23 protein-coding genes are annotated in these 24021 nt (G+C 46.8%); 6 read left to right on the top strand and 17 right to left on the bottom strand.

The window, feature by feature from the left end:
- Positions 1-340: 340 nt before the first annotated feature.
- The 13 genes from flgL to OOK74_RS03345 all read right to left on the bottom strand — a co-directional run bounded on the left by flgL (position 341) and on the right by OOK74_RS03345 (position 13263).
- Entirely contained in the window at positions 341-1534 is a 1194-nt protein-coding gene (gene flgL, locus OOK74_RS03405; protein WP_274722161.1) for a flagellar hook-associated protein FlgL, read from the bottom strand.
- A gap of 12 nt (positions 1535-1546) precedes the next feature.
- The gene (gene flgK, locus OOK74_RS03400; protein ID WP_274722160.1) at positions 1547-3421 is read right to left on the bottom strand and encodes a flagellar hook-associated protein FlgK; all 1875 of its coding nucleotides are present in this window, start codon (positions 3419-3421) and stop codon (positions 1547-1549) included.
- 257 nt (positions 3422-3678) lie between these two features.
- Complete coding sequence (flgJ, locus tag OOK74_RS03395; protein ID WP_274722159.1) at positions 3679-4617, bottom strand: flagellar assembly peptidoglycan hydrolase FlgJ; 939 nt, start codon at positions 4615-4617, stop codon at positions 3679-3681.
- Between the two features lie 10 nt (positions 4618-4627).
- Positions 4628-5713 (bottom strand): flagellar basal body P-ring protein FlgI, encoded by a 1086-nt coding sequence (locus OOK74_RS03390; protein ID WP_274722158.1) that lies wholly within the window; start codon positions 5711-5713, stop codon positions 4628-4630.
- A gap of 89 nt (positions 5714-5802) precedes the next feature.
- On the bottom strand, positions 5803-6579 hold the full coding sequence (gene flgH / locus OOK74_RS03385; RefSeq protein WP_166013434.1) for a flagellar basal body L-ring protein FlgH: 777 nt from the start codon (positions 6577-6579) through the stop codon (positions 5803-5805).
- A 23-nt stretch (positions 6580-6602) separates the two neighbouring features.
- The gene (gene flgG / locus OOK74_RS03380) at positions 6603-7391 is read right to left on the bottom strand and encodes a flagellar basal-body rod protein FlgG (protein WP_166013435.1); all 789 of its coding nucleotides are present in this window, start codon (positions 7389-7391) and stop codon (positions 6603-6605) included.
- 20 nt (positions 7392-7411) lie between these two features.
- Positions 7412-8161, bottom strand: coding sequence for a flagellar basal-body rod protein FlgF (gene flgF, locus OOK74_RS03375; RefSeq protein ID WP_274722157.1), 750 nt, complete (start codon positions 8159-8161; stop codon positions 7412-7414).
- A 172-nt stretch (positions 8162-8333) separates the two neighbouring features.
- Positions 8334-9638: a flagellar hook protein FlgE gene (gene flgE, locus OOK74_RS03370; RefSeq protein WP_274722156.1), complete on the bottom strand. Its 1305-nt coding sequence runs from the start codon at positions 9636-9638 to the stop codon at positions 8334-8336.
- A 32-nt stretch (positions 9639-9670) separates the two neighbouring features.
- Positions 9671-10378: a flagellar hook assembly protein FlgD gene (gene flgD / locus OOK74_RS03365; RefSeq protein ID WP_166013438.1), complete on the bottom strand. Its 708-nt coding sequence runs from the start codon at positions 10376-10378 to the stop codon at positions 9671-9673.
- A 17-nt stretch (positions 10379-10395) separates the two neighbouring features.
- Positions 10396-10812 (bottom strand): flagellar basal body rod protein FlgC, encoded by a 417-nt coding sequence (gene flgC, locus OOK74_RS03360; protein WP_274722155.1) that lies wholly within the window; start codon positions 10810-10812, stop codon positions 10396-10398.
- Positions 10813-10816: 4 nt separating this feature from the next.
- Positions 10817-11212: a flagellar basal body rod protein FlgB gene (flgB, locus tag OOK74_RS03355; protein WP_166013440.1), complete on the bottom strand. Its 396-nt coding sequence runs from the start codon at positions 11210-11212 to the stop codon at positions 10817-10819.
- A gap of 283 nt (positions 11213-11495) precedes the next feature.
- Positions 11496-12323, bottom strand: coding sequence for a protein-glutamate O-methyltransferase (locus tag OOK74_RS03350; RefSeq protein WP_274722154.1), 828 nt, complete (start codon positions 12321-12323; stop codon positions 11496-11498).
- 13 nt (positions 12324-12336) lie between these two features.
- Complete coding sequence (locus tag OOK74_RS03345; protein WP_274722153.1) at positions 12337-13263, bottom strand: chemotaxis protein CheV; 927 nt, start codon at positions 13261-13263, stop codon at positions 12337-12339.
- 79 nt (positions 13264-13342) lie between these two features.
- Here OOK74_RS03345 and flgA point away from each other — a divergent pair, with 79 nt between their 5' ends.
- The 3 genes from flgA to OOK74_RS03330 all read left to right on the top strand — a co-directional run bounded on the left by flgA (position 13343) and on the right by OOK74_RS03330 (position 15087).
- The gene (flgA, locus tag OOK74_RS03340) at positions 13343-14086 is read left to right on the top strand and encodes a flagellar basal body P-ring formation chaperone FlgA (protein WP_274722152.1); all 744 of its coding nucleotides are present in this window, start codon (positions 13343-13345) and stop codon (positions 14084-14086) included.
- Between the two features lie 128 nt (positions 14087-14214).
- Entirely contained in the window at positions 14215-14538 is a 324-nt protein-coding gene (gene flgM / locus OOK74_RS03335) for a flagellar biosynthesis anti-sigma factor FlgM (RefSeq protein WP_274722151.1), read from the top strand.
- 123 nt (positions 14539-14661) lie between these two features.
- Entirely contained in the window at positions 14662-15087 is a 426-nt protein-coding gene (locus OOK74_RS03330) for a flagella synthesis protein FlgN (RefSeq protein WP_274722150.1), read from the top strand.
- 109 nt (positions 15088-15196) lie between these two features.
- Here the strand turns inward: OOK74_RS03330 and flgP are convergent, their stop codons facing one another.
- A complete protein-coding gene (gene flgP / locus OOK74_RS03325) occupies positions 15197-15631 on the bottom strand; it encodes a flagellar assembly lipoprotein FlgP (RefSeq protein WP_166013446.1) in 435 nt (144 codons plus the stop codon).
- A 10-nt stretch (positions 15632-15641) separates the two neighbouring features.
- A complete protein-coding gene (locus tag OOK74_RS03320; RefSeq protein ID WP_166013447.1) occupies positions 15642-16277 on the bottom strand; it encodes a FlgO family outer membrane protein in 636 nt (211 codons plus the stop codon).
- A gap of 158 nt (positions 16278-16435) precedes the next feature.
- On the opposite strand from OOK74_RS03320, the gene OOK74_RS03315 reads away from it, so the two are divergent.
- Positions 16436-17569, top strand: a complete 1134-nt coding sequence (locus tag OOK74_RS03315) for a flagellar assembly protein FlgT (protein WP_274722149.1) — start codon at positions 16436-16438, stop codon at positions 17567-17569.
- Between the two features lie 245 nt (positions 17570-17814).
- Positions 17815-18321, top strand: coding sequence for a Fe3+-citrate ABC transporter substrate-binding protein (locus tag OOK74_RS03310; protein ID WP_274722148.1), 507 nt, complete (start codon positions 17815-17817; stop codon positions 18319-18321).
- A 104-nt stretch (positions 18322-18425) separates the two neighbouring features.
- Here OOK74_RS03310 and OOK74_RS03305 read toward each other — a convergent pair whose 3' ends face one another.
- Together OOK74_RS03305 and gltX are read right to left on the bottom strand one after the other, a co-directional pair.
- Positions 18426-19382, bottom strand: coding sequence for an OmpA family protein (locus OOK74_RS03305; protein WP_274722147.1), 957 nt, complete (start codon positions 19380-19382; stop codon positions 18426-18428).
- 287 nt (positions 19383-19669) lie between these two features.
- Entirely contained in the window at positions 19670-21097 is a 1428-nt protein-coding gene (gene gltX / locus OOK74_RS03300) for a glutamate--tRNA ligase (protein ID WP_274722146.1), read from the bottom strand.
- 200 nt (positions 21098-21297) lie between these two features.
- On the opposite strand from gltX, the gene OOK74_RS03295 reads away from it, so the two are divergent.
- Entirely contained in the window at positions 21298-24018 is a 2721-nt protein-coding gene (locus OOK74_RS03295; RefSeq protein WP_274722145.1) for a heavy metal translocating P-type ATPase, read from the top strand.
- Positions 24019-24021 lie beyond the last annotated feature (3 nt).

Here is a 24021-nt window from a genome sequence, read left to right as displayed (position 1 = left end):
AAACCGGTTACAACAACTGCTGTATCTTATTCAATTAGTGTGCCAACTTTTTAACCAATCAATATTTCAGACAAAAATAATTAAATTTCAATTAGTTAAACATAAGCACCGATTTAAGCAACCACCTTAAATCAGCCACTTATCCTTCTGGAAACACTTTTTTGCCGCTCACTTGCCGCTTTGATTGGCCCAAGCAACTTTTCATCAGGCTGATGACAAAGCCGTTTTCGCGCCACTTTTTCACTTCACTGTTTTTTTACTGCACTGCTTTAACTTCACTCACTTCGCACATATGGCTAAAGCACATAAGGCATTGAAGGTTAGCGACCGTTAAACGGTGTTAGATATAATTAAACAAGGTGAGATCTTTGGTTTTACCAAATGCTTTTTGCGAAGCCTCCAACGCTCGTGAATTCTGATTAAAGTCAATCACGGCATGGGCATAATCTAAATCTTCAAATGCGCTTTTCGATTTAGCGAGGCTAATTTTAAAATCTTCATGTTGCTCAGCCTGAATATCCAGCGTACTGAGTCGAGCGCCGAGATCGGTTCTGGTTTTATTCAGATGAATAAACGCGGTATGAAACTCTTCAACTACTTGATGCAATTGAGCGGTATTGGAGGCATCCGAAACCGAACCCTTGGCATAACGGATTGCATCACGAAACGTATCAAACACGCTAAAAGTGCTGCGCGGATTCAGCGCAATGCTGTCGCCTTTGGTGATCTGCCCTTTAAACTGAATATGGAGATCTTCAAACTGAATACCATGTTGCGGATCAAATTCACCCGCTTGCACCACGCTGCCATCACGCTCTAATTGATAACCGTGTTGACCTTGCGCCATCTCGACGAAAGTGACTTGGTACACTGAGCTGTCAGCAGGATCACGGTTAATCGCACGCTCTAACAGCAGCTCGGATCCCTCTTGCAAAGCATAATTGGGTTGATAGCTGCCAAAGGGATTGGGGATCTCCATAAATACGTGACTGCCTGGATTGTTAAACGGAATTTCCAAGCTATTGGAGATCTTCATTTTGCGCTGATAATCATCACCGGTGTAACTGACGTTACCTTGATTATCACGGAAAAAGGGCTGATTTTTCGGTTTGGTTCCGGCAAAAATATAGTTACCCGATTCATCCTGTACATTGGCTAAGTTTAGAAAATTATTGGCCATTTCCTGTAACACTCGCGCGCGTGCCACACGATCTTCGGGTGATAATGAACCATTAATCATCTCCATCACGTTACGCTTAGCCGAGTCGGTAAACTCTTCAGTATTGGAGATAATCACCTCTTGATGCTCTAAGCGGTTACGCACTAGCACGATAGCATCTAGATACTGACGTAACTGCTCTTCTTGCTGACCGACATTTTGGATGTAATGGGTTGCCAGCGGATTATCACTGGCTGAAAGCAGTTTCTTGCCCGAGGCCAATTGCGCCTGATTATTGAAAACTTTCGATTCCTGACGACGAATATCGTTCTGAACCGCTTGATAGTTGTGAAAGCTAGAGATCCGATTCAACATGTACCTAGCCCCCTATCGCAATGCCAAAATGGTGTTAAAGGTGTCATTGGAAGCCTGAATGATGCGTGATGACGCCATATAGGCTTGCTGAAACTTCATCATATTGGCCGCTTCTTCATCAAGATTAACCCCGGAAATAGAAGCGATACGCGATTGTGCCGCCTCTTTTTCTAAATTTGCCACATCGGTTAAACGGGTCATGGTAGCCAATTTTAGCCCCACATCCGTATTGAGGTTATGGTACAGATCGATAATGGTCGATTCGTGATCATTCATCCGCTTCGCGGTTTGAATATTGTACATTTTGCGCAAGTTGCCGTTATCACCTTCCGATGGAACTAGGTTGGCAGTGAATTTATCATTGGGCAAAGCGCCTGCGGTCAACTCAAAGGTAGTACCCAGCAGCGTTACTGGCTCAGTCGGTGGATAAGGTTGTGGCTGCAATAAAAGATTGCCTTTGGTGTCGGTAACCGCAAACTGATCACCGGTCGGTGAAACAATTACCTCAAATTCGCGCATCTCACCGCTCTGCAGAATATTAAACTGTGCTTTGCCGTGGGCAAAGGTGGTCGATGCCGCAAAGCTTTGGGCGGCAATTTTTGTCGCATCTTCGGTCGCTAAGCGAATGGCCGCCGCGCCATCGCGGGTTGGACGCACTAAAATTCGCTCGCCAATTTGCGGAGGATTACGCACTTCAACCCGCAAGCCATCAAGATATAGGCTGTCTTTGACCAGCGGCAATACCGTTTGTTCACCGGAAGGCAAGGTCACGACAAAGTCGCTACCGTTATATTGCATTGAGTATTCGCCGCCTTTCAGTTGGCTAACATCCTCGATAAACACCGCCATGTCGGCACGCGAGTCACTGCTGGTCACCACCCGAGCTCGAGCACTGATCTCTGAGTTAACTCCACTAAATAGAGGCTCACCAATGTTGCCGCGCAAATCCAAGCCTTGAGCTTGTATGCTGTTCACTTCATAGGAAAATGAGAGTGCTAATCGACCGATTTCGTCCATCAGATAAGGAATGTGCTCATCACGCATCTCCAAAATGGCTTCCATTTTGCCGCCGATATCACGCGCTGAAATCGGTTTGAGCGCCTGCCCTTCCACCATGGCTAAACGATGCTGTTGAGTGTCCGGAAAACCATCAATGACTTTCAGTTGGCTCGCTTCAGTACCAGAAACTAGGGTATGCCCATTGCCGATATGAATATTAAAACCTTCACCCTGTTTTCTTGGCGTCACGGTCACTTTGGTGTATTGCGACAACTCGGCGACCATTTTTTCATGCTTATCCATCAGATCGTTATGTGGACCGGGAACACGCATCATTAAACGCTGTAAATCACGAATTTCGAGAGCAAGCTGGTTGATCCGCTCAACGCCCACTTCTAATCCTTTGTTGGTGATGTCTTTTTGCTGACGAACCGTTTCATGAAAGTCATTCAGGTTTTGCGAAATCAGCCGCGCTTTTTCCAATACCACTTTACGGCTGCCCAAATCATTCGGGGAATCGGCCAAGCTTTTTACCGAATCAAACCATTCATTGAGGTTTTCAGGAATTTTTTTCGATGCCACCGATGATAACAAATTCGATAACATATCTAAGTTTTGCTGAGTATCGCTTTTGAAGGCATGGTTGGTCGAGGCCATGTTCAGCTCTTTAACGGCAAACTGATCCCATGAGCGGCGAACATTTTCCACATGTACGCCCATACCATAAGTTTCACCGCCATATTGGCGGGGCATATTGGTCCCTTGGAGTACAGACTGACGGCTGTAACCCTCTGTATTAACATTAGAAATGTTATGACCTGTGGTATTGAGTTGTCTCTGAGCGGTCAGTACGCTTTGCGTACCCACATTCAGAAGATCAGACGCCATACTGCCCCCGAAAACCGATATTAATCAGTAAAAATCACTGAATCTAAACAGTATTAGCAATATGTATGCCAGTTTAACAACGTGGGATTTAATCTAATAAAAATAGTAGCTTATGTTTAAAATCAACCCTAAATAAGCGATGGGCATCAGCACAGCATGGAAATGTTTTAAAGCTGGGGAACAATCACCACCACTAGTGGTGATTGAGAAGGGAAGGATAATAAAGCAGCGCCGCCGAAACCGTTCCGACCGGCGAGTTATAGCAAATCCATATCATCGATTTGAGCTTTAACACGCAGTACTTTATCGGCATATTGAGGATCGGTCGCATAGCCTGCACGATGAATACCGTGAATAAAACGCTCATTATTGCCGCCATGAGCCAGCGCTTGGCTGTAACGTGGGTTACTTTCCAGAAAACGCACATAGTCATTAAAGCTGGCATCCAAACTGGGATAAGAGCGAAAAGCCGCTTTCTCCATCACTGGGATCTGATTGTGATATTCCAAGGTTTGCGTAGCGACTTTATCACCTTGCCAACTACGATCGGCCTTGATGTTAAACAGATTATTGCTATTACCGCGGGCGTTTTTGACCATTTTTTGCCCCCAGCCGGTTTCTAATGCCGCTTGCGCAATCAGTAGCGAAGAATCCACCCCAAGCACCCGAGCCGCTTTATCGGCATAAGGTTTCAGTTTAGTCACAAATGACTGGCGACTATCGCTGGGGCTTAATTCGGCAACTTGCGTTTTATCCAATCGATCAACCTGCGCCACCTGCAGCTCATCACGCGCGGCACTGGCGGTTTGCCGGGCGTGCTCCACACGACGCATGGCTTGCTGAAAGCCATCTTCACCGCGTTGAGCGCTCGCGCTTTGCCCTGCCGAGAGCTGAGCGACAATCATATCAGCCAAGCCCAGTGAGCCAGATGAACTCAGCTCGCTTGCCATCTGCTCATCAAGCATTTGCTGATACAAATCTTCATTCTGGCTACCGAACAGATCCGATTTAAAATCGCTGTTCGCTTCACGCATTGATTTCAGCATCATCGAAGTGAAAATGGATTCAAACTGGCGAGCTGCCGCCGTTAACGCCGATTGCTCAGCGGCTTGATCGCCATTCACCGCCTGTTGGCGTAATTTATCCAGACTCGCGATATCGTGAATAAAGCCAATATCATTGGAATTATTAATCATGATGGGATCCTTAAATAATGATCAACTGACCTTCAATCGCACCGGCTTGCTTTAACGCTTGTAAAATCGCCATTAAATCGGAAGGAGCTGCGCCGACTTCATTGACTGCACGGACTAGATCATCCAGTGTCAGTCCCGGCTCAAGCTTAAACATTTTACCTTGTTTTTCGGTGACTTCGATTTCAGTATTTGGCACCACTACCGTCTGGCCACCTGCCAAGGCATTGGGCTGACTCACATTAAGATTTTCTTTAATCGCCACGGTCATACCACCGTGGGTCACCGCAGCCGACTTAAGGCGCACATTTTGCCCAACCACTATGGTGCCGGTGCGTGAGTTAACGATAATTTTCGCCGCACTCTCGGCGGGATTAAATTCCAAATTCTCAATCGCGGAGAGAAACGCCACCCGTTGGCTCAAATCACGCGGCGCGCGCACTTTGATCGAAGCGGCATCCACCGCTGAAGCCATCTGTGGCCCCAAAAATTGGTTCACGGCATCCGCTAACCGCTGCGCCGTTGTGAAATCGGACTCAAATAGGTTAAAGGTGATGTAATCGCCGCGGCCAAATGGATTAGGGATTTCACGCTCAACAATCGCACCACTGGAAATCATGCCCACGGTTGGGTTATTACCGACGATTTTAGAGCCATCCGCACCTGAGGCACTAAAACCACTGACCACTAAATTACCTTGCGCCACGGCGTATACTTGCCCATCCAAACCTTTGAGGAAGGTTTGCATCAAGGTACCACCGCGTAAACTCTTGGCGGAGCCAATCGAGGAGACGGTGATATCAATGGTTTGCCCTTGTTTGGAAAAAGCTGGCAAATCGGCCGTCACAATCACCGCGGCAACATTTTTGGTTTTAGGCTTAGTACCGGGTGGCAATTGAATGCCGAAATTTTGCAGCATCGCGTTAAAGCTTTGATCGGTAAAGGGTGTGGACTCTCCCGTGCCCGGCAAACCGGTGACCAAGCCGTATCCGACCAGTTGGTTGTTACGTACCCCGGCAACCTGTGCGACATCCTTGATCCGTGCCGCTTGTACGCTGGTAGCCAGCAGCAACATCAATAAAATCGTATATTTTTTCATGGCGGATAACCTTACTCTTAAAAACAACAATGAGGCCCTAAGGCCTCACCGTGCATTATGCTGTCAAAAAACTCGTCCAGCGGCGCGACTTATAAAGACACATTAAAAAATCGTGCCAAGAATCCAGGTTCTTGCATATCTTGATTGGTTCCGGTACCCGAATATTGGATCCGCGCGTTAGAAATTCGGTTAGAGGCAATCGTATTATCAAATTCAATATCGTCCGGACGAATGGTGCCACTTAAGCGGATATATTCATCGCCGGTGTTCAACGTGAGCCATTTTTCCCCACGGATCACTAGGTTACCGTTAGCAAGCACTTCAATCACTTCAACGGTAATCGAACCAGACATGCTGTTACTTTGATTGGCCGCTGCACTACCTGAAAATTTATTATCATTTTTCAGCGCATAAGAAAAATTGTAATCACCAATGGTTAAATCTCTGCCACCGACGGCAAGTGGATCCATTGATGCATCATTTTTCTTTTTCAGATCCGCATCAGCACTTTTCGCCGCTTTGGTACTTTCATTCAAATTAACGGTAATAATGTCACCAATCCCGCGCGGTTTTGAATCATCGTACAAACTGTTGGATCGGGCTAAATTAAACAAAGATCCGGTTTCGGCTGCATAGTGCTCCGGTTTCGCTTTGGGATAAATCGGTGCCCATGCAGGATCGCCCGCGACAGGATCGGTGCGGTTACGCAGTGCATCGGTTAAGCCTGAGCTGCTTTCGGATTTATCGCCTTCCACTGCATCCACCGTGGTGGTGCCTTGAATGGTTTCAGACGACTCAATCGGCGCTTGAATTAAGCTGCAGCCAGAAAGCAAAATCAATAAGCTTACAGCGAGTAGACGTTTCATCGCGGGCCTCTTTCAATCAGCTATTACAGTTGTTGGTTAACAAAACTCATCATCTTATCGACGGCTGAGATCACTTTTGAGTTCATCTCGTACACTCGCTGCGCTTCAATCATGTTGACCAACTCTTCGGTGACGTTGACATTGGAGGTTTCCAACATTGATTGACGAATATCGCCCAAACCATCTAATCCCGGCACGCCTTCTTGTGGCTCACCACTGGCGCCGGTTGGTAAATAAAGGTTTTGTCCAATCGGCTCTAAGCCACCGGGGTTAATAAAATCCACCGTGGTAATTTGGCCAAGCACTTGGTTATCTTGCTGCCCACGTACGCGGACCGAAACTTCACCATCGTTACCAATGGTGATCGAAATCGCCTCTTCTGGGATGACGATTTCCGGTTGTAAACGATAACCGGCACCGGAGGTGACGATCGCGCCTTCATCATCCAGTGTGAACTGACCATTGCGGCTATAAGCGATGTTGCCATCCGGCATCAAGATTTGGAAAAAGCCATCGCCCTCAATCATCATGTCCAAACTGTTGGATGTGGTTTGCGCATTACCATGGGTGTGCACCTTTTGGGTTGCCACCACCTTAGAACCCGCCCCAAGCATCAAACCACTCGGCAAACGAGTGTTTTGCGAAGATTGTGCGCCTGGCTGGTTAATGTTTTGGTAAAACAGATCTTCAAATACCGCACGCCCTTTTTTAAAGCCTACGGTCGAGGCGTTGGCGAGGTTATTGGAGATCGTGGCAATATTGGTTTGTTGGGCATCTAAGCCGGTCTTACTGACCCACAGTGCAGGTTGCATACTTTGGCTCCTAACTTAAATTAGCTGGTACGAAGCAGTGAATCAGAAGATTTATCCATCTCTTCTGCGGTGCTCATCATCTTGACCTGCATTTCAAACTGACGCTGCAAATCGATCAGGCTGGTCATTTCACCGATCGCATTGACATTGCTACCTTCGAGCGCACCGGTCAGAATTTTCACGCTGGCATCGGCTTCAAATTGAGTATTGGGATCGGTGGCACGAAACAAACCATTGATATCTTTAAACAGTGCCTGATCATTGATGCGCACCAGTTTGATCCGATCCACCACTTCCATTGCATCTGCTGGCGCACCTTGTGGACGGACTGAAATCGTACCATCGCTACCAATTTGTACTTTGTTGAGCGGTACGGGTAATGAAATCGGGGCACCAGTTTCGCCTAATACCGGATGTCCATTGCCATTGAGCAATAAGCCGGTTTCATCGATGCGCAAATTACCGTTGCGAGTCAGTCCTTCTTTACCGGTTTTATCCAGCACTGAAATCCAGCCTTGCCCTTGAATGGTCACATCTAAATCACGCCCAGTGGTGATCACACTGCCTTGGGCAAAGTTATGCCCAGGGCGCTCTGTCATGCTAAATACACGAGTTGGGAGCCCATCACCGTAAGCTTGCATTGAGCGAGCTTGTGCTAAATCGGCACGAAAACCGGTGGTGCTAACGTTAGCAAGGTTGTTGGCTCGTAACTGCATCGCCTGCATATTTTGCTTTGCGCCACTCATGGCTAAAAACAATGCGCGGTCCATAATCTGCTCCCAAATCGTAAGTTAGAGCATACAAAGCAAATAACATGCCAATTATTTATAATTTATAGATCAGGAAGATAGCGGTTTGGAGCAGAGCAATCGCGGCGATTGCCGCCCGATAAGGGCAAAGAGGCAACCCCACTTTGCCGCGGCAAAATGGGGTTGAGAACGATTAGCGGATCTGTAGGATATTTTGCTGTAGCCCGTTATGTACTTCCAATGCGCGTGAGTTGGCTTGGAAGTTACGCTGGGCAGAAATCAAATCAACCAGCTCTTGAGTCATATCAATGTTGGACTGCTCTAATGAGCCATTACTGATCGATCCAAACGAACCTTTGTTGGATTCACCCCAAATTTTAGCACCAGAGAACTGCGTCGCATCCCACTGGGTGCCACCTTTTTTGTCCAGTCCTTGCTCATTGGCCACCCGCACCAAGGCGACACGGCCTAAAGTGGTATTCACACCATTTGAGTAGGTGGCCAGTACGCTACCATTTTCGTCAAAATCAATTTTGGTCAGAAAGCCAGTCGTTGCGCCATCTTGATCAAATTTAGTCAACTCAAAGGGCGCGGCAAATTGCGTTGCGGTATCCAATTTGAACGATAAGACTTGCGTTGGATCGGCACCATTTAAGTCAACTGGATTTTCACCACTGCCTAGAGGTTCACTCACAATCGGCTGACCATTATTTAAGCTCGCCAACGTACCATCATTGTTAAAACGCATGGTGTGCCCAACATGGCCGCTAGGGCTTGTCGCATCACCACCGACGATATTAATCGGTTTTTCACCGCTTTTATCGGTCACCGTGTAGTACGTTTGCCACGTATTAGCTTGATTCATATCTTTCAAGTAATAAGTGGTCAGCTTATAGGGTTGCCCCATTGAATCATAAATCGTCGATGAAGTGGTCCGGTTATAGGTTTCTGGATCGGTGGGATCAAACAGGGTGGGATCTTTAAGATCGCCGTTAGCCGGTAAGTTAGCCCCTAATTCGATATTCGAGGTCTGTTTGGGTTTACCAAACTGAGGCGGAATATTGATCGGTTTAGTCTCATAAGAGAGCACATCACCAGTATCTGGATTCACTTCATAACCGAGCAAAAACTGATCATTGGCGGTAACCATGTAACTGTTTTTGTCTAGATGAAATGCGCCATTACGGGTCAATTCATTTTGCTGTGGCACTAGACGATCTTTCGCGACCGCAAAAAAACCGGTACCAGAGATACGCAAATCCATTGGATTATTGGTGTAAATACTCGAGCCTTCGTGAAACTGTTGTGCCACTTTGGAGGCTTGCACACCTTGTCCAGGGGTAGTCTTGGCATTGGTAAACAGCGAGGTGGAATAGACATCACCAAATTCGGCACGCGACTCTTTAAAACCAAAGGTGTTGGCGTTGGCGATGTTATTACTGGTGGTATTGAGATCCATCTGCGCGGCGGATAAACCACTAAGAGAGATATATGACATAAGTAATTCTCCTATCTATCTAGCTAGCGCTATCACGCTTTGCCTACTTCGAGGACTTCAGCCAGTCGAACTGGGCCATCAAAACCGGCGAGGTTGAGTAGAACGTTGCCATCGCCTTTACCTAATAACACGCTGTTGACGTTCGCATAGGTGGAGACACCAAACTCTTTACTCGCTCCATCCAGCAAACCCGACGCTTTAACTTTATATTTGCCGCTTGGCAATGGATTACCGCTCTGATCTTTGCCATCCCATTCAACCCGGTTATCACCAGCTGATTTGGCTCCGACATCAAAGGTGCGTACTAATTGACCCGCTTCATTCTCAATCCGGATGAACAAGTTATCGAGAGATTGCGGCAACTTAACCATTGCCGCCATGCCACCCTCAGCACTTTTCATACCTGCCGCACCGGGCACTAGTACATCACGTCCAACCAGTGATGACGCTTGCAACGCTTGGTTAGAGGTCAGTGACGAGTTGAGACTCTCAAACTGAGTGTTCATCTTGCCAATCCCATCTACCGTGGCAAACGAAGCCATCTGAGCAATCATTTGATCATTGCCAACCGGTTTAAACGGATCTTGCTGAGCTAACTGCTTGGTTAGCAGAGAAAGAAAATCTTCTTGCTTGAGGGCTTTCTGCCCAGTCGTTTCATCAGATTTTTTCTGCTCTTGTAGAGCTTTTAGCTGATCAATATAGGACAAGCCGCTTTGACCAACATTATTGATTCCGGCCATACGTTAACTCCTTACCCTTATTGACCCATCTGCAGCGTACGCAGCAGCATTTGTTTACTGGCATCGGCCACCTGCACGTTAGTTTGATAAGAGCGAGACGCTGAAATCATGTTTGCCATCTCCTCCATGACATTGACGTTAGGCTTGTAGATATACCCTTCATCATTGGCTAACGGATGCTCAGGATTGAATTCAGCCACCAGCGGTTTATCACTCTCGATGATCCCCAGCACCTTAACCGGCACGTTAGGATCACGCTTGAAACCCGCTTTACTTAGCTCGGCACCAAATACCGCATGGCGAGCTTTATAAGTCTCTTTGGCAGAGCTGCTAATACTATCGGCATTGGCCAGGTTGCTAGAGGTAGTATTGAGACGTACCGCTTCGGCACTCATCGCAGATCCTGTGACGTTAAACACGCTAAATAAGCTCATCTCACTACTCCCCCTTAATCGATTTGGTTAAATTCTTGAATTTATTACCAAGAAAATCCAATGATGCTTGATGACGAATTTGGTTTTGCATAAATAAATTACGCTCTAAATCGACATCGACCGTATTGCCATCACCGGTATCAGGTTGTGTCGGTAAGCGGTAAAGAATTTCCCCACTCATCGTCGAAGAGGCAGGAATATGCCGACCATCGGTACGGCTAAGGTTGATACTTGCCCCCGAGCTTGCCGCCTGCAACGCTTTTTTGAAATCCATTCCCTTAGCTTTAAAGCCCGGCGTATTGGCCTGCGCAATATTGGTGGCCATTAGCTCAGAATTGCGCTCACGCACGCCCACCGTATGCTGGTGAATGCCTAGAGCATTGCCAAAAGAAATAGCCATATTGCCTCTTCGATAAGAACTGACCGTTATGAATCAGATTATCTGCAATTAGCGTACCAACTTTAAAGCATTCACGGAAAACCGCTCACCGATGTCCATCAGTGGTGACCGACCAACCACATAATTTCCGATGAGCAAGCAAACTCTAGGCCAAACTCAGCGAGAACCATTCAGTCGCGCGCCGTGAACGCCAAGTCATATTGCTGATCATCGTACTCATCGCTTGGCTTTAAATACAAAAAAGCCCAGCGCATGCTGGGCCAAATGAGCGATTAACGATTGATTATTTGAGCTTGTAGATAATTCCGGGGTTACAGCGCACCATCTCAAATTTATCCGTCAAACCAGTCAGAGACTCCGAAGCGCCCAGTAGCAAATAACCGCCAGGATTTAAGCTCGCCGCCATCTGATTGAGTACTTTTGACTTCATCTCTGGCGAGAAATAAATCAGTACGTTACGGCAAAAAATAATGTCAAATTTACCCAACAGTGCATAACTTTCCATTAAATTTTGCGCTCGGAAATTCACCAATCGTTTTACGTTATCTTTGACCTTCATACGGCCATCGTTGGTATCTTCGAAAAAGACTCGCCGCCGCTCTGGTGATAAACCACGCCCTAGCGCTAAATTGTCATAAATACCCGCGCGGCACATATCCAGCATATTGGTCGAAATATCGGTCGCGGTAATCGATACGCTCGGTAGCAAGCCCGGCCGTTTTTGCTGCACTTCCAAAATGGTCATCGCCATCGAATACGGCTCTTGGCCAGATGAACTGGCTGCAGACCAGATTTTGATCGGTCGTTTATTGGCCGCCATTTCCGGCAGCAATTTATCGGCTAATACCGTAAATGGGTAGCCATCTCGAAACCATAAGGTCTCATTAGTGGTCATCGCATCGACCGCCGCGACTCGCAGGTCGCGGTTGCGTCCACTCACCACATCGCGCAGCAAATCAGACAATGAAGCTAACTTGAATTTGGTGACCAGTGGACTAAGACGACTTCGTACCAAATATTGCTTACTGTCACCCAGCACGATCCCGCACTGAGATTCTAAAAATCGGCAAAAGTCGCGATACTCTTGGTCGCTAATCGTTATGGCGGTCATTCATTTCTCTTTATTATTTAACTAGCGCAGCTTTCACTGCATTACCAAGCTCATCAGGATTAAATTTCGCAATAAATGCATTAGCCCCGACTCTCTCAACCATAGCTTGGTTGAACACCCCACTCAATGAAGAGTGCAAAATGACATAGAGATCTTTCAGCTCATTATGACGACGAATTTCAGCGGTCAAGGTATAGCCATCCATTTCCGGCATTTCAATATCTGAAATGACCAGCGAGATTTGACTGAGGATCGGACCATTACTGCTCATTTCCAACAGTTTTTCGTAAGCATCTTTACCATCTTTGGTGGAGATCACTTCAAAGCCGATCGATTCTATCGCGCGCTGAACCTGCTTACGTGCCACACTCGAATCATCCGCAATCAAGATCCGGCGTACGATCGGTTTTTCCTGTTCCACTTCAGCGATTTCTTGGCCAATATCTTGGGTCATCGCTTCATTAACCGGCGCGATTTCCGCCAAGATCTTTTCTACATCAATAATTTCCACCAGCTCATTATCGATATTAGTGACCGCGGTAAGATAGTTAGCTTTACCCGAACCATCCGGCGGAGGCAAAATCGCTTCCCAACGCATATTGATAATACGCTCAACTGAGCTAACCAAGAATGCTTGGATGGTACGGTTAAATTCCGCAATCACCACAAAACTTTTCGCCACATCGACCGTTGGACGACCACCGATCGCCAAACTCAGATCAATCACCGAAACCGTTTGACCACGGATATGCGCCACCCCTTTCACCAAACGGTGTAAATTAGGCATCACGGTCAATCGAGGGCATTGCAAGACTTCTTTTACTTTGAAAACGTTAATGCCATAACGTTGACGACCGTTCAGACGGAAAGTTAATAGTTCTAATCGGTTTTGCCCGACCAGTTGTGTACGCTGATTCACAGAATCCAGAATACCCGTCATGAGCTCATCTCCATCTTAAACCTTTACCCAAAAAAAGTGATAGTCTACTACAAGCTATGAAGAATCTAGAGAAACAAAAATGCTGCCGAAGATCGATATCCATTCACATTTCATAACTAAGTGTAGAGCTTTCTATGCAATATTTTATAGCTGTATCGGCTTGCTACTGTTTTTCTTTAGTCTAGCGGCCAATTCTGCAACCATTGAACAACTGTTAGCCATCAGGCAAGCGGCGGAAAATCATGTGTTGAACACCGTTGATATGCCCTCTAACGGGGAGTTAGTGGTAAATGCTGCCAACTTAGATGATCGCTTATTCGCAACCGATTGTGCTGAACCACTCACTACCCATGCCTCTTCAAGCAAGGGATCGTCGGCTAATATCACCGTATTGGTTGAATGCAAAAGCGATAATTGGCGCATTTATGTGCCCGTCCGTTTAACTATGACCATTCCATTGGTCATCGCCGCCACTCCACTGACCCGCGGACAAATGATTGCCGCCTCCGATGTCACTGTCAGTATGGTAGATCTGCTGCGTTTCCGGCGGCAAGGTTTTTCCAATCCAGAAAACGTGATTGGTGCAAAAATCAAAAAAAATATTCGCCTAGGCGATGTGATTGAACAAAATGATGTTTGTATTGTGTGTCGTAATGAAAGCGTTGTGATTCGAGCAGGAAAATCTGGTATGTCGATCACAACTAAAGGCACGGCGCTAGCAGATGGGGTGGTCGGCGAACAGATAAAAGTGAAAAACGACAAATCTAACCGTATAATCGATGCCCAAGTCAGCGCAGTGGGCGAAGTTAGCGTGGTATTTTGATGGATCACATCCGTTAACCAACAAGCACCATATCATTGAGGCGCTGATTGAGTGAAAAAACGCTAAAGTTCTGACCGCTATGGTCGATACTGATGGTACATATTAAAGTTTATGGAAAAGGCTCATCTATGGCAGGTATTGATAACATTCGCGCAGGACAGTCGTTAAATACGACCAACCGTACCAATCTGCGCTCTTCAGATGCCAGCAGCTCGTCATCACAATCCGGTGCAACCTTGCGCTCATCGGCCAGTGGGCAAGATGCGGTATCGCTTAGCTTACAAAGCAAAGCGATTGGTGAAATGCACCATGAGATGGCATCTAGACCCAGTTTTGATAGCGCTAAAGTTGCCGCCATCAAAGAAGCGATCGCCAATGGTTCCTATGTAGTGGATCCAGATAAACTGGCAGATAACATGATCAAATTTGAAAAAGAGCTCGGCAGTTTTTAAAACCATTTAATGGCTTTTAAAAAATGGCATCATTTTTAAGCCTAAAAGTTTAGCCTTACGCTTTAATAAACGTTTTTCTGATCCACGATATGATCGATGATGTAACTCACAGGCAATCTGGTAATGGCGGTATTAAAAGACTTAATCGAGTTTCAACTGAAAAATGCCCAGCAATTAGTAGTGGTTCTCGAAACGGAAAAGATTGCGATTACCCGTCGAATTTCTACTGATATCGAATCGATCGCGAAACACAAACTCACCTTGATCAATCAATTACAACAAACTGATCAACGCATTGCTAAGCATCCACATGTCGTGAGCCTGACTGAAGATGTTTATCTCAGCGACTTGGTCAGTGAAATCCGCCGTATTATTCTTGATTGCCAACAAGCGAACCAAATTAATGGTGATGCTTTGGCTCGCGCACAGCTGAGCTTTAATAAGCTGAATAATATGATGCAGCAAAGCCATGGCAAAATCGGGATGACTTATAGTGCTACCGGTAAAACCCACACGATTTCAACATTAGGCACCAATATCAAAGCCTAATATCCCTCGCCACAAAGTGATCAATCCAGCGTGGTAAGTCAAGAGAACAGATAAAGCAAAAGCGGCAATCATTGCCGCTTTTTTGATGGGATTAACGCAAGAGTGCCGTTTAAAACAAGGTCATTTGACGCTTTTCTGGAACCTGTTGGACTTCACCATAATTGCGCATCTTATCCATCTTACGGATGTCGAGACGCAGTTCAGTCACATAGCTGTCACCGACTTTATAACTGCGGATCACTTCCGCCCCACGGATCACCCCATCCACTGCTCCAGCAGTCAATTCAGTGCCGAGCCGCTGATCTTGTAACTCAGCACGGCCACTGACTCGCATGCCATATACTTGTTCTGCCAGTTCACGGTATGCATCGATTTTTGAAGCACGCATCGCTCGCACTTGTTTCTCTTCATCATTGCGACCTTTTTGCTCACTAATGCTGGCATAGCCAACCGCACTTAACCAATCGTCAGGACGCATGGTTTGCAACGGTTGGCATCCCACCATCATCACCACTGCGATCAGCAGAAATAGACTCGATTTCATTGCTCAGCTCCTATGGACGCAGAATAACCGTATAAGGTTGAGTAATGGTGGGATCAGAGCGGATCAACACACCATCTTGAGTGCGAATACTATTGAGAGTATCTAAGTCTCGCCCAATCCGATCTGCCGGCAAAAAGCCTTGTGCTGTTGCCACCACAATTCGCGATTGCATCCCGACTACACGCGCATTAACCATTACCCCTCCTTCTTGTCGGAGCATGGTTCCGGTGAGCACATATTGCACTTCTTGCTCTTGGGACAGATCTTTCCAATCGCGGCTAAAGGCAAAATCACCTTGCTGGGTCACTTGGATCGAGCCGGTGGTTTTAAAATCAACCACTTTAAATCCACGTCGCTGAAATTGATGAATAAACCCTTCAGAAACCGAATTACCCAACCAGTTGGTGGTATCCATATTTTGTAAATCGACAAATGAAGTTACGGCAATCGGGGTACGAGCGGTGATGCTGGTATTGGAGAGCATCAAATCTTCGGTCAAGCTCTCAACAAAGAAATCCAAGGTATGGCGTGGACTCTCCATCAACATAAACTGTGAACCATTGTATGGCTCTTTGCCGTTATAAACTGGGGCATAGGCACACGAAGTTAATAAAACTACCGGTACTAAGGAAAGCCATTTTTTCATTTTATTCATCTCCAGATATACTATGGCGCGCATTTCAGCCTCTCACTCGATTAAACTGGAACGCTCCTTGCTTTTCTCAATCGGTATTATTCAGAACAGCAATGCCTACATCAGTTAGGATTTGAAAAGCAAAATTTATACCCACTTGGGAAGTTACGATGAAAAAAAATATTTTATGCATAATTTCAATGCTTTGGCTAAGCCTTTATCTACAACCTGCCTATGCTGCATGGTATGAGGTGACAGGCTCTGCCGCCATCGTCTCTTCCAAAGAGGTGGCGCGTTTACACGCATTAGAAGATGCACTGTATAAGGCGGTAAATTTTGCCGGGGCAGATATTGGCAGTATCAGCAATTTAATGCCGCTTTTAGAATCAGAACGTAAAGAGTATTTATTCTCCAATCATGAAGTGCGCTATATCCAGATAGAAGAGCGCAAAACCATCAAAAACGTGATGTATGTCCGTGCTCGAATTGATATTTACCCATCGGCAAACGCTTGCCATATTGAGCAATACAAAAAAACCATGCTGATCGGCAATATTGATCTCGCCTCACCCCAACAAGCGGTAATGGGACAAATTTATCAAGTCGGCGATGATTTTGCGCAAGTGATCAATCGCCGCTTAGAACAAGAGTCTCGCAGTTTTGTTTCCGTTGGCACCACCCAATACGATATTGACCCTAAAGCGCCAGATCGGATCAAGATGATCGCTCAAGATGCCGGTGCACAATACATTATTGGTGGAGTGATCAATGATTTAACCGCCACCATCGAGCAGAAAACCTTGCAAGATGACATCATCAATCGCCAGTTTGCCATGCAACTGAGTGTATTTGATGGCAAAACCGGTAATGAAGTGATGAGCCGTACTTACCGTGAGGTAGCGCGCTGGCCATTTCCTAAAACCAGCCAAATTGATACGCGCAGTGCGCGCTTCTGGGCATCGACCTATGGTGAAATGATGCTGCGTGTTAGCCGCAATATCATGCTTGATCTGGAATCTGAAATTTCCTGCAAAATAACCTTACCGCAAATTATTGCTAAGTTTGGTAGCACTGCCACTATTGATCTCGGACGGATCCACGGGGTGCAGACCGGAGATAAACTTAGCCTGTGGCATACTGGTGCCTTTATTGATCAGCAAGGATTACCGCGTAATAAAGTGACTCAAAGTGAGATTAGCTTAACCGTCTCTCGCGTCTATGAGCATGAAGCGGAAGTGACTATTGATCAGCCTGAACTTGCTTACAGCATTCAAATTGGCGATGTGATGCATAAACAGCTATAAGCGATTTGATGAAGTGTCGAACTGGCACTTCATGCTTAATCACCCGCCGCACGCAAATTAATCCGGCCGAGCTCATCCAGTGATAATCATAACTGACTGGACTTTTTACTGGATGGCTAATTGCGATGCAGCCGAACAAACAAGCTTGGATGTCAAGCTTTGGTCATTCCTGCTGCACATTTCTTCTCGTGCTAGCGAAAAGATTCTATTATTACTATCAATAGTTTCATTGATATTGATTGATCATGCCGAAAAGTAACTTATCGACCAATACGGGTCATCGTTTCATTTCCAAAGCCAACACTGCCTATAAAATTCATATTCATACACCGGACGACACTGTGCTACACCGTTCGGTCGGTTTTATACGGCTGGGTGAACAAAAAGGGCTGAAAAAAGCCATTGTGCTGCGTAATCAACTCGGCTTAGCAATGTGGGGCAAGTTTTGGCGGCAAATTCTCAAAGATCCTTATTTAATGACGCGTTTACCCCATAGCTTAGAGCCAAAAATTATCTATAAGCCCAGACCCACTCTTGAAGATCCAAAGGCAAGAGATGCCTGCTATATTGCAGCGTGGCGTGAGTATGACAACCAAGATAGATGCGTTTTTCGCAGCGTAGTGTGTTCCATCAACAAGCATGGCAAACTCGCCGCTTATGCCAAAACCAAAAAAGCACTACTGGCAGCACACCAAGACTGCTTAGAACTGTTAGTGTTTATGGGGCGCCTAAACAGTATTGACCTCAAATAAACAGGTTACCTTACAAAGGTTAGCCAAACCGAAGCTAGCCGAGCCAGAAAAACAAAGGCCCATTCGGGCCTTTGTTGATTCAACATCAGTGATGAAGTGAAACGTTATTCAGTCACTTGATATTCAAACTCAGGGATCACCAACTCAACCCGACGGTTTTGCTGACGACCTTCAGCGGTTTTGTTAGTCGCGATCGGTTTTAGCTCACCTTCACCTTTTGCGGTAATCCGTGATTGCTCAATCCCTTTTGTTTCTAATGCCTTAGCAACTGATTGCGCGCGACGCTCAGAGAGTTTTTGGTTATAAGCTTCGGAAGCGGTGGAGTCAGTATGACCAACCACTTCAACTTTCGCTTGTGGGTATTGGTTGAGATAACCAACCACTTTATCCAGTTTTGGCATCACATCCGGTTTTAACTCGGCGCTATCGCTGGCGAAGGTACTACTACTATCAAGGCGTTGGAAAGTAAAGGTTTTGGTCACCGCAACTTTTTCCACAGGAGCCGGTTCGGCCGGACGCGCCTCAATCACCGGTGCAGGTTGCTCAACAGCACCAAATTTATACACCATACCAAGAGTGGCACTCTCCGCACTCGCACGGATTATATCATTGTTGATATCGGTGATATTTTGATATTCCAGACGTAAAGTCACATTGTGGTTGGCATTAAATTCCAAACCTGCCGCACCAAGGTATGAGTAATCATCCTTACTGCCGTAATCGACAAAAGCACCACCCAGTTTACCGTATAATGCAAATTTTTCTGAAAGAGGGATGCTCAATTTGGGTGCCAAAGTGATCGCTTTGGTTTTTCTATCATTCAATCCTGCACCAGTGAATTTACCTAAGTAATCAAATCCACCTTCTAAAGATAGCCATTGATTGGCTTGATAGCCCATAATCGCACCTAGCATCTGACTATCATCATCACAAGGCTGACCAGTCAGACATGCATCATTTAGCCAAGTTTGACCGACTTTACCCCCAACATATAATTCTGCTACTGCTGCAGAAGAGGCCAGAAATAACGTCGCTGAAATAATTGCCGCTAGCTTTTTCATAGTATTCCCTTTTATCTTTATGCTTATCGTCGCTCGCGATTCACCGCGCTACGACCATTCAAAAAGCTTAGTTCTGCTGAGAGCCAACCTTTTTGTTAAAGTAACTATAGTGGATAAAACAAAAAGCAAAAGGTGATTAAGTTAATAATTTGTCACGTTTTTGCTATCTTTTTGAAAAACAAAAGCACAACAAATTAACTTTAGTGTATAACACTAAATCGAAATAATGAGATGCAAAAAAGCCGCAGTTTATGCTGCGACTTTCTGGTTATGAAGAAGATTAATGGTTACTGTGCGTTTACTTCACGATTTTCAATATACGCTAACGCCATTTTGATACGACTAATCACCCGCGATTGACCGATCAGGTTCATCACGGCATCTACCGATGGTGACTGACCGCCGCCCGTCACTGCCACACGCAGTGGCATACCGATTTTACCCATACCAATCTCAAGTTCTTCACACACTTGTGCAATGACTTGGTGCAGAACTTCGGTATTCCAGTCGCTCAGCGCTTCAATCTTACTCAGTGCCAGCATCAATGGCTCTTTCGCGACACCACGCAAATGTTTCTTCGCTGCATCCGCATCAAACTCAGTAAAATCTTGGTAGAAGTAACGCGATTGCTGAGCCAGTTCGACTAGGGTATTGCAACGCTCACCCACTAACTTAACCACCTCAGCCAATGCTGGCCCAGTCGTCTTGTTAATGCCTTGATGATCAAAATGCCACTCAAGGTGTTTCGCCACATACTCCGGCTCTGACGTTTTGATGTAGTGATTATTCAACCACAGCAGTTTGTCAGTGTTAAACGCTGATGCAGATTTTGAAATCGCACCAAGGCTGAATAGGTTGATCATCTCTTCACGTGAGAAAATCTCTTGGTCGCCATGTCCCCACCCTAAACGCACTAAGTAGTTCAGCAGCGCTTCAGGCAGGTAGCCTTCATCACGATATTGCATGACAGAAACCGCGCCATGACGCTTAGACAATTTGGCACCATCGTCACCCAAGATCATTGCACAATGGGCAAAGGTTGGGATGGTAGCGCCCATGGCTTTGTAAATATTGATTTGGCGCGGCGTGTTGTTGATGTGGTCTTCACCACGAATTACATGACTGATCCCCATATCGACATCATCTACAACAACACAGAAATTGTAGGTTGGCGTGCCATCAGTACGACGAATGATCAGATCATCGAGTTGGTCATTACGGATTTCGATCCGGCCACGGATTTGGTCATCAAAAACTACGCTACCCTCTTTCGGGTTACGGAAACGAATACAGCAAGGATCGCCTTGCTTAGCCGCTGCATTGACCGCTTGGATTTTGGGATGGTTCGCATCGTAACGCGGCATCTCTTTATTGGCTTCTTGCTCGGCGCGAATTTCATCCAGCAGCTCTTTTGAGGCATAGCATTGATAGGCTTTGTCTTCCGCCAATAGTTGATCGATCACTTGATTGTAACGGTCAAAACGTTTGGTTTGGTAGTATGGGCCTTCATCCCATTCCAAGCCTAACCACGTCATGCCTTCAATAATGGCATCTACTGCCGCCTGAGTTGAGCGCTCTAAGTCCGTATCTTCAATACGTAGCACAAATTCGCCGCCTTGGCTTTTTGCATACAACCAAGAATAGAGTGCTGTACGCGCACCACCTACGTGCAGATACCCAGTTGGACTAGGCGCAAAACGAGTTTTAACCGTCATTTCAATTACCTTTATGAGATTCTTTTGCTGAGTGCTCAGCCTGCGAAATTTTGGGCGGTATTCTAACATCCGAGCTGACACGATGCTACGCACGATTTTTTGCAAATTCATACTGAGCAATATAAGTGTGGTAAGGAAGGCTTGACCTTACCTTAAGGGCAAGGTTTATGCTTGATGACATTCCGCTAGGAGGAGCGATTATGAACCACTTTGCTTTACCACTGCGTGGCCTGCATTGCATGAGCTGTGCACAAAAACTGCAGCGCCACCTCGCTCAGCATCTCACTATCGAGATCACCGCGCTGAGCCCAACCTCGATTGAGCTGTATACTGATACCAGCTTAAGTGAAGTGCTCACTCACATTGAAGCACTGGGTTATCAAGCCGGCTGCGAGCAAACTTATCGCCTACAGGGCTTAAACTGCGCGCGCTGTGTCAATAAACTCACCACGCACCTCAGCGCACGACCAGACATTGCCAAGCTACAAATCAGTAAAGATCAGCTTGCTTTGGTCACCACCTTAACCACAGAACAGCTAACAGCGCTGGTGGCCGAAGTGGGTTATCTAGCTATAGCAGCAGAACAAGAATCCACACTAGCACCAGCAGCCTCGATTGATGAGAAAAAAACTGACACGCCTGATGCTGAGAACTCCTCGAACACACAACAAAGCGAGGCCTCCAGCCAAACATTCTCTCTTGTTATTAAAGGCATGACCTGCGCCAGTTGTGTCGCATCGGTGGAAAAAGCGCTGCTCTCGATTAAGGGGGTACACAGTGCACAAGTTAACCTAGCCGAGCAAAGCGCGTTGGTTAAAGCCAGTTTGTCCGATCCACAATCACTGCTTAACGCCATTCAAAGTGCTGGCTACCAAGCAGAGATCTTAGATGACCCCGCACAACAGCAAGCCAAGCAGCAAGCACAACTGGATGCGTTACAAAAAGAGCATCAGCAGAGTGCCTTACTCGGTATGGCGCTGGGTACACCTTTAATGCTGTGGGGCATCTTGGGCGGTAATATGATGATCCGCAACAGCCATGATCAGTGGCTTTGGGGCGGAATCGGTATGCTCTGCTTCGCCCTATTAGTCACGGCTGGGCGTCACTTTTTTGTCAATGCATGGCGAGCACTCACTCACCGCCGAGCCACTATGGACACTCTAGTTGCACTAGGTACCGGTGCAGCGTGGGTTTACTCCATGCTGGTGGTGATTTGGCCGCATGTTTTTCCTGAAGCAGCACGGCATGTGTACTTTGAAGCGACGGCCATGATCATTGGCTTAATTTCACTGGGCCATCACATTGAAACCAAAGCCAAAAGCCGCACTAACCGCTCGTTGCAAGCTTTGCTTAATTTACAACCTCAGCACGCGACACAAGTAACCGAGCAAGGCGATCGGTTAATTACCGTCGCGGATATTCAGTTAGGTATGGCACTGCGTATCAAACCGGGAGAGCAAATCCCGGTTGATGGTGTTGTCTACTCAGGCCACTCTTATCTGGATGAATCGATGCTAACCGGCGAGCCGATCCCAGTGCTCAAAGAAATCGGCGCGCAAGTCGCGGCCGGAACGCTCAATCAAGACGGTAGCTTAGTGATTCACGCCACCGGAATTGGCTCACAAACCATGCTCGCGCGGATTATTCAAATGGTACGCCAAGCCCAAAGTAGCAAACCCGCCATGGCTCGCTTGGCCGATCAAATTTCCGCGGTGTTTGTTCCCGTGGTGCTGTGTATCGCACTGCTGTCTGCTGCGCTATGGTACTGGTATGGCCCCGATCCCAAAGCCAGTTACATGCTGGTGGTCGCCACCACGGTGCTGATCATCGCTTGCCCGTGCGCTTTAGGTTTAGCCACGCCACTGTCGATTACCGTTGGCATCGGCAAAGCGGCCGAAATGGGGATTTTGATCCGCGATGCCAATGTGCTGCAAACCGCCAGTCACATCAATTGCGTAGTATTTGATAAAACTGGCACGCTCACCTTAGGCAAACCAACCGTGCAAGCACTGCATGTGCTGCAAGGGGATGAAGCGCAGTTGCTTGGTTTACTCTATGCGCTTGAGCAGCAATCGGAGCACCCTCTTGCCAAAGCAATGTGTGATTATGCCAAGCAGCGTGAGATTGCTCCGCTTGAGGTCACGGAATTTACCAACCGACGTGGACGTGGTCTATCCGCCATCTACCAGCAGCACAGCGTTTTCATCGGCTCTTTAGCATTGATGCAAGAACAAGGCATTGATTTATCGGTAGCTGAACCATATTTGCACCAGTTTGCCACCCAAGCTTGGACTCCGGTTGCCATCGCGTATGCGGGGCAATTGCAAGGCGTATTGGCAATTGCCGATCCAATTAAACCGAGCTCAGCCCTTGCGGTACAAAAGCTCAATCAACTTGGGATCCATACCGTGATGTTGACTGGCGATCATGCCTCGGTCGCCAACGCTATCGCGCAGCAACTCGGCATCACTCAAGTGATTGCGCAAGTGCTGCCCGACCAAAAAGCGCAGCATATTCAAGCGTTGCAGCAGCAAGGGCATCAAGTTGCAATGATTGGTGATGGCATTAACGATGCGCCAGCACTCGCTCAAGCAGATATTGGCATGGCGATGGGCAGTGGCAGTGATGTCGCGATTGAAAGTGCACAAATCACCCTGCTCAACTCAGCCCCCACCAGCGTGGTCAGTGCAATCGAGCTATCACAGGCAACGGTGCGCAACATGAAACAGAACCTATTTGGTGCTTTTATTTATAACACGCTTGGCATTCCGATTGCGGCAGGTGTACTGTACCCGACTTTTGGATTTTTGCTGAGCCCAGTGATTGCCGGTGCGGCAATGGCGCTCTCCTCGATCACCGTGGTCAGTAATGCCAATCGCCTGCGCTGGTGCCACATCTCTTTCAATCAACACTCTCAATGAGGA

Source organism: Vibrio misgurnus (assembly GCF_029635775.1).
Lineage (GTDB): Bacteria > Pseudomonadota > Gammaproteobacteria > Enterobacterales > Vibrionaceae > Vibrio > Vibrio chanodichtyis.
This window is presented reverse-complemented; position numbering and strand designations above follow the sequence as displayed.

Bases quoted from the DNA above. Each gene is read 5' to 3' on its own strand.
- OOK74_RS03305 (WP_274722147.1), bottom strand. From the start codon at position 19,382: ATGAAAAAGCTAGCGGCAATTATTTCAGCGACGTTATTTCTGGCCTCT.
- OOK74_RS03345 (WP_274722153.1), bottom strand. From the start codon at position 13,263: ATGACGGGTATTCTGGATTCTGTGAATCAGCGTACACAACTGGTCGGG.
- flgH (WP_166013434.1), bottom strand. From the start codon at position 6,579: ATGAAACGTCTACTCGCTGTAAGCTTATTGATTTTGCTTTCTGGCTGC.
- OOK74_RS03350 (WP_274722154.1), bottom strand. From the start codon at position 12,323: ATGACCGCCATAACGATTAGCGACCAAGAGTATCGCGACTTTTGCCGA.
- flgD (WP_166013438.1), bottom strand. From the start codon at position 10,378: ATGGCCGGAATCAATAATGTTGGTCAAAGCGGCTTGTCCTATATTGAT.
- flgB (WP_166013440.1), bottom strand. From the start codon at position 11,212: ATGGCTATTTCTTTTGGCAATGCTCTAGGCATTCACCAGCATACGGTG.
- flgA (WP_274722152.1), top strand. From the start codon at position 13,343: ATGCTGCCGAAGATCGATATCCATTCACATTTCATAACTAAGTGTAGA.
- flgG (WP_166013435.1), bottom strand. From the start codon at position 7,391: ATGCAACCTGCACTGTGGGTCAGTAAGACCGGCTTAGATGCCCAACAA.
- flgJ (WP_274722159.1), bottom strand. From the start codon at position 4,617: ATGATTAATAATTCCAATGATATTGGCTTTATTCACGATATCGCGAGT.
- OOK74_RS03330 (WP_274722150.1), top strand. From the start codon at position 14,662: ATGGCGGTATTAAAAGACTTAATCGAGTTTCAACTGAAAAATGCCCAG.
- flgP (WP_166013446.1), bottom strand. From the start codon at position 15,631: ATGAAATCGAGTCTATTTCTGCTGATCGCAGTGGTGATGATGGTGGGA.
- OOK74_RS03320 (WP_166013447.1), bottom strand. From the start codon at position 16,277: ATGAAAAAATGGCTTTCCTTAGTACCGGTAGTTTTATTAACTTCGTGT.
- OOK74_RS03390 (WP_274722158.1), bottom strand. From the start codon at position 5,713: ATGAAAAAATATACGATTTTATTGATGTTGCTGCTGGCTACCAGCGTA.
- flgM (WP_274722151.1), top strand. From the start codon at position 14,215: ATGGCAGGTATTGATAACATTCGCGCAGGACAGTCGTTAAATACGACC.
- gltX (WP_274722146.1), bottom strand. From the start codon at position 21,097: ATGACGGTTAAAACTCGTTTTGCGCCTAGTCCAACTGGGTATCTGCAC.
- flgK (WP_274722160.1), bottom strand. From the start codon at position 3,421: ATGGCGTCTGATCTTCTGAATGTGGGTACGCAAAGCGTACTGACCGCT.
- OOK74_RS03315 (WP_274722149.1), top strand. From the start codon at position 16,436: ATGAAAAAAAATATTTTATGCATAATTTCAATGCTTTGGCTAAGCCTT.
- OOK74_RS03295 (WP_274722145.1), top strand. From the start codon at position 21,298: ATGAACCACTTTGCTTTACCACTGCGTGGCCTGCATTGCATGAGCTGT.
- OOK74_RS03310 (WP_274722148.1), top strand. From the start codon at position 17,815: ATGCCGAAAAGTAACTTATCGACCAATACGGGTCATCGTTTCATTTCC.
- flgF (WP_274722157.1), bottom strand. From the start codon at position 8,161: ATGGACCGCGCATTGTTTTTAGCCATGAGTGGCGCAAAGCAAAATATG.
- flgC (WP_274722155.1), bottom strand. From the start codon at position 10,812: ATGAGCTTATTTAGCGTGTTTAACGTCACAGGATCTGCGATGAGTGCC.
- flgL (WP_274722161.1), bottom strand. From the start codon at position 1,534: ATGTTGAATCGGATCTCTAGCTTTCACAACTATCAAGCGGTTCAGAAC.
- flgE (WP_274722156.1), bottom strand. From the start codon at position 9,638: ATGTCATATATCTCTCTTAGTGGTTTATCCGCCGCGCAGATGGATCTC.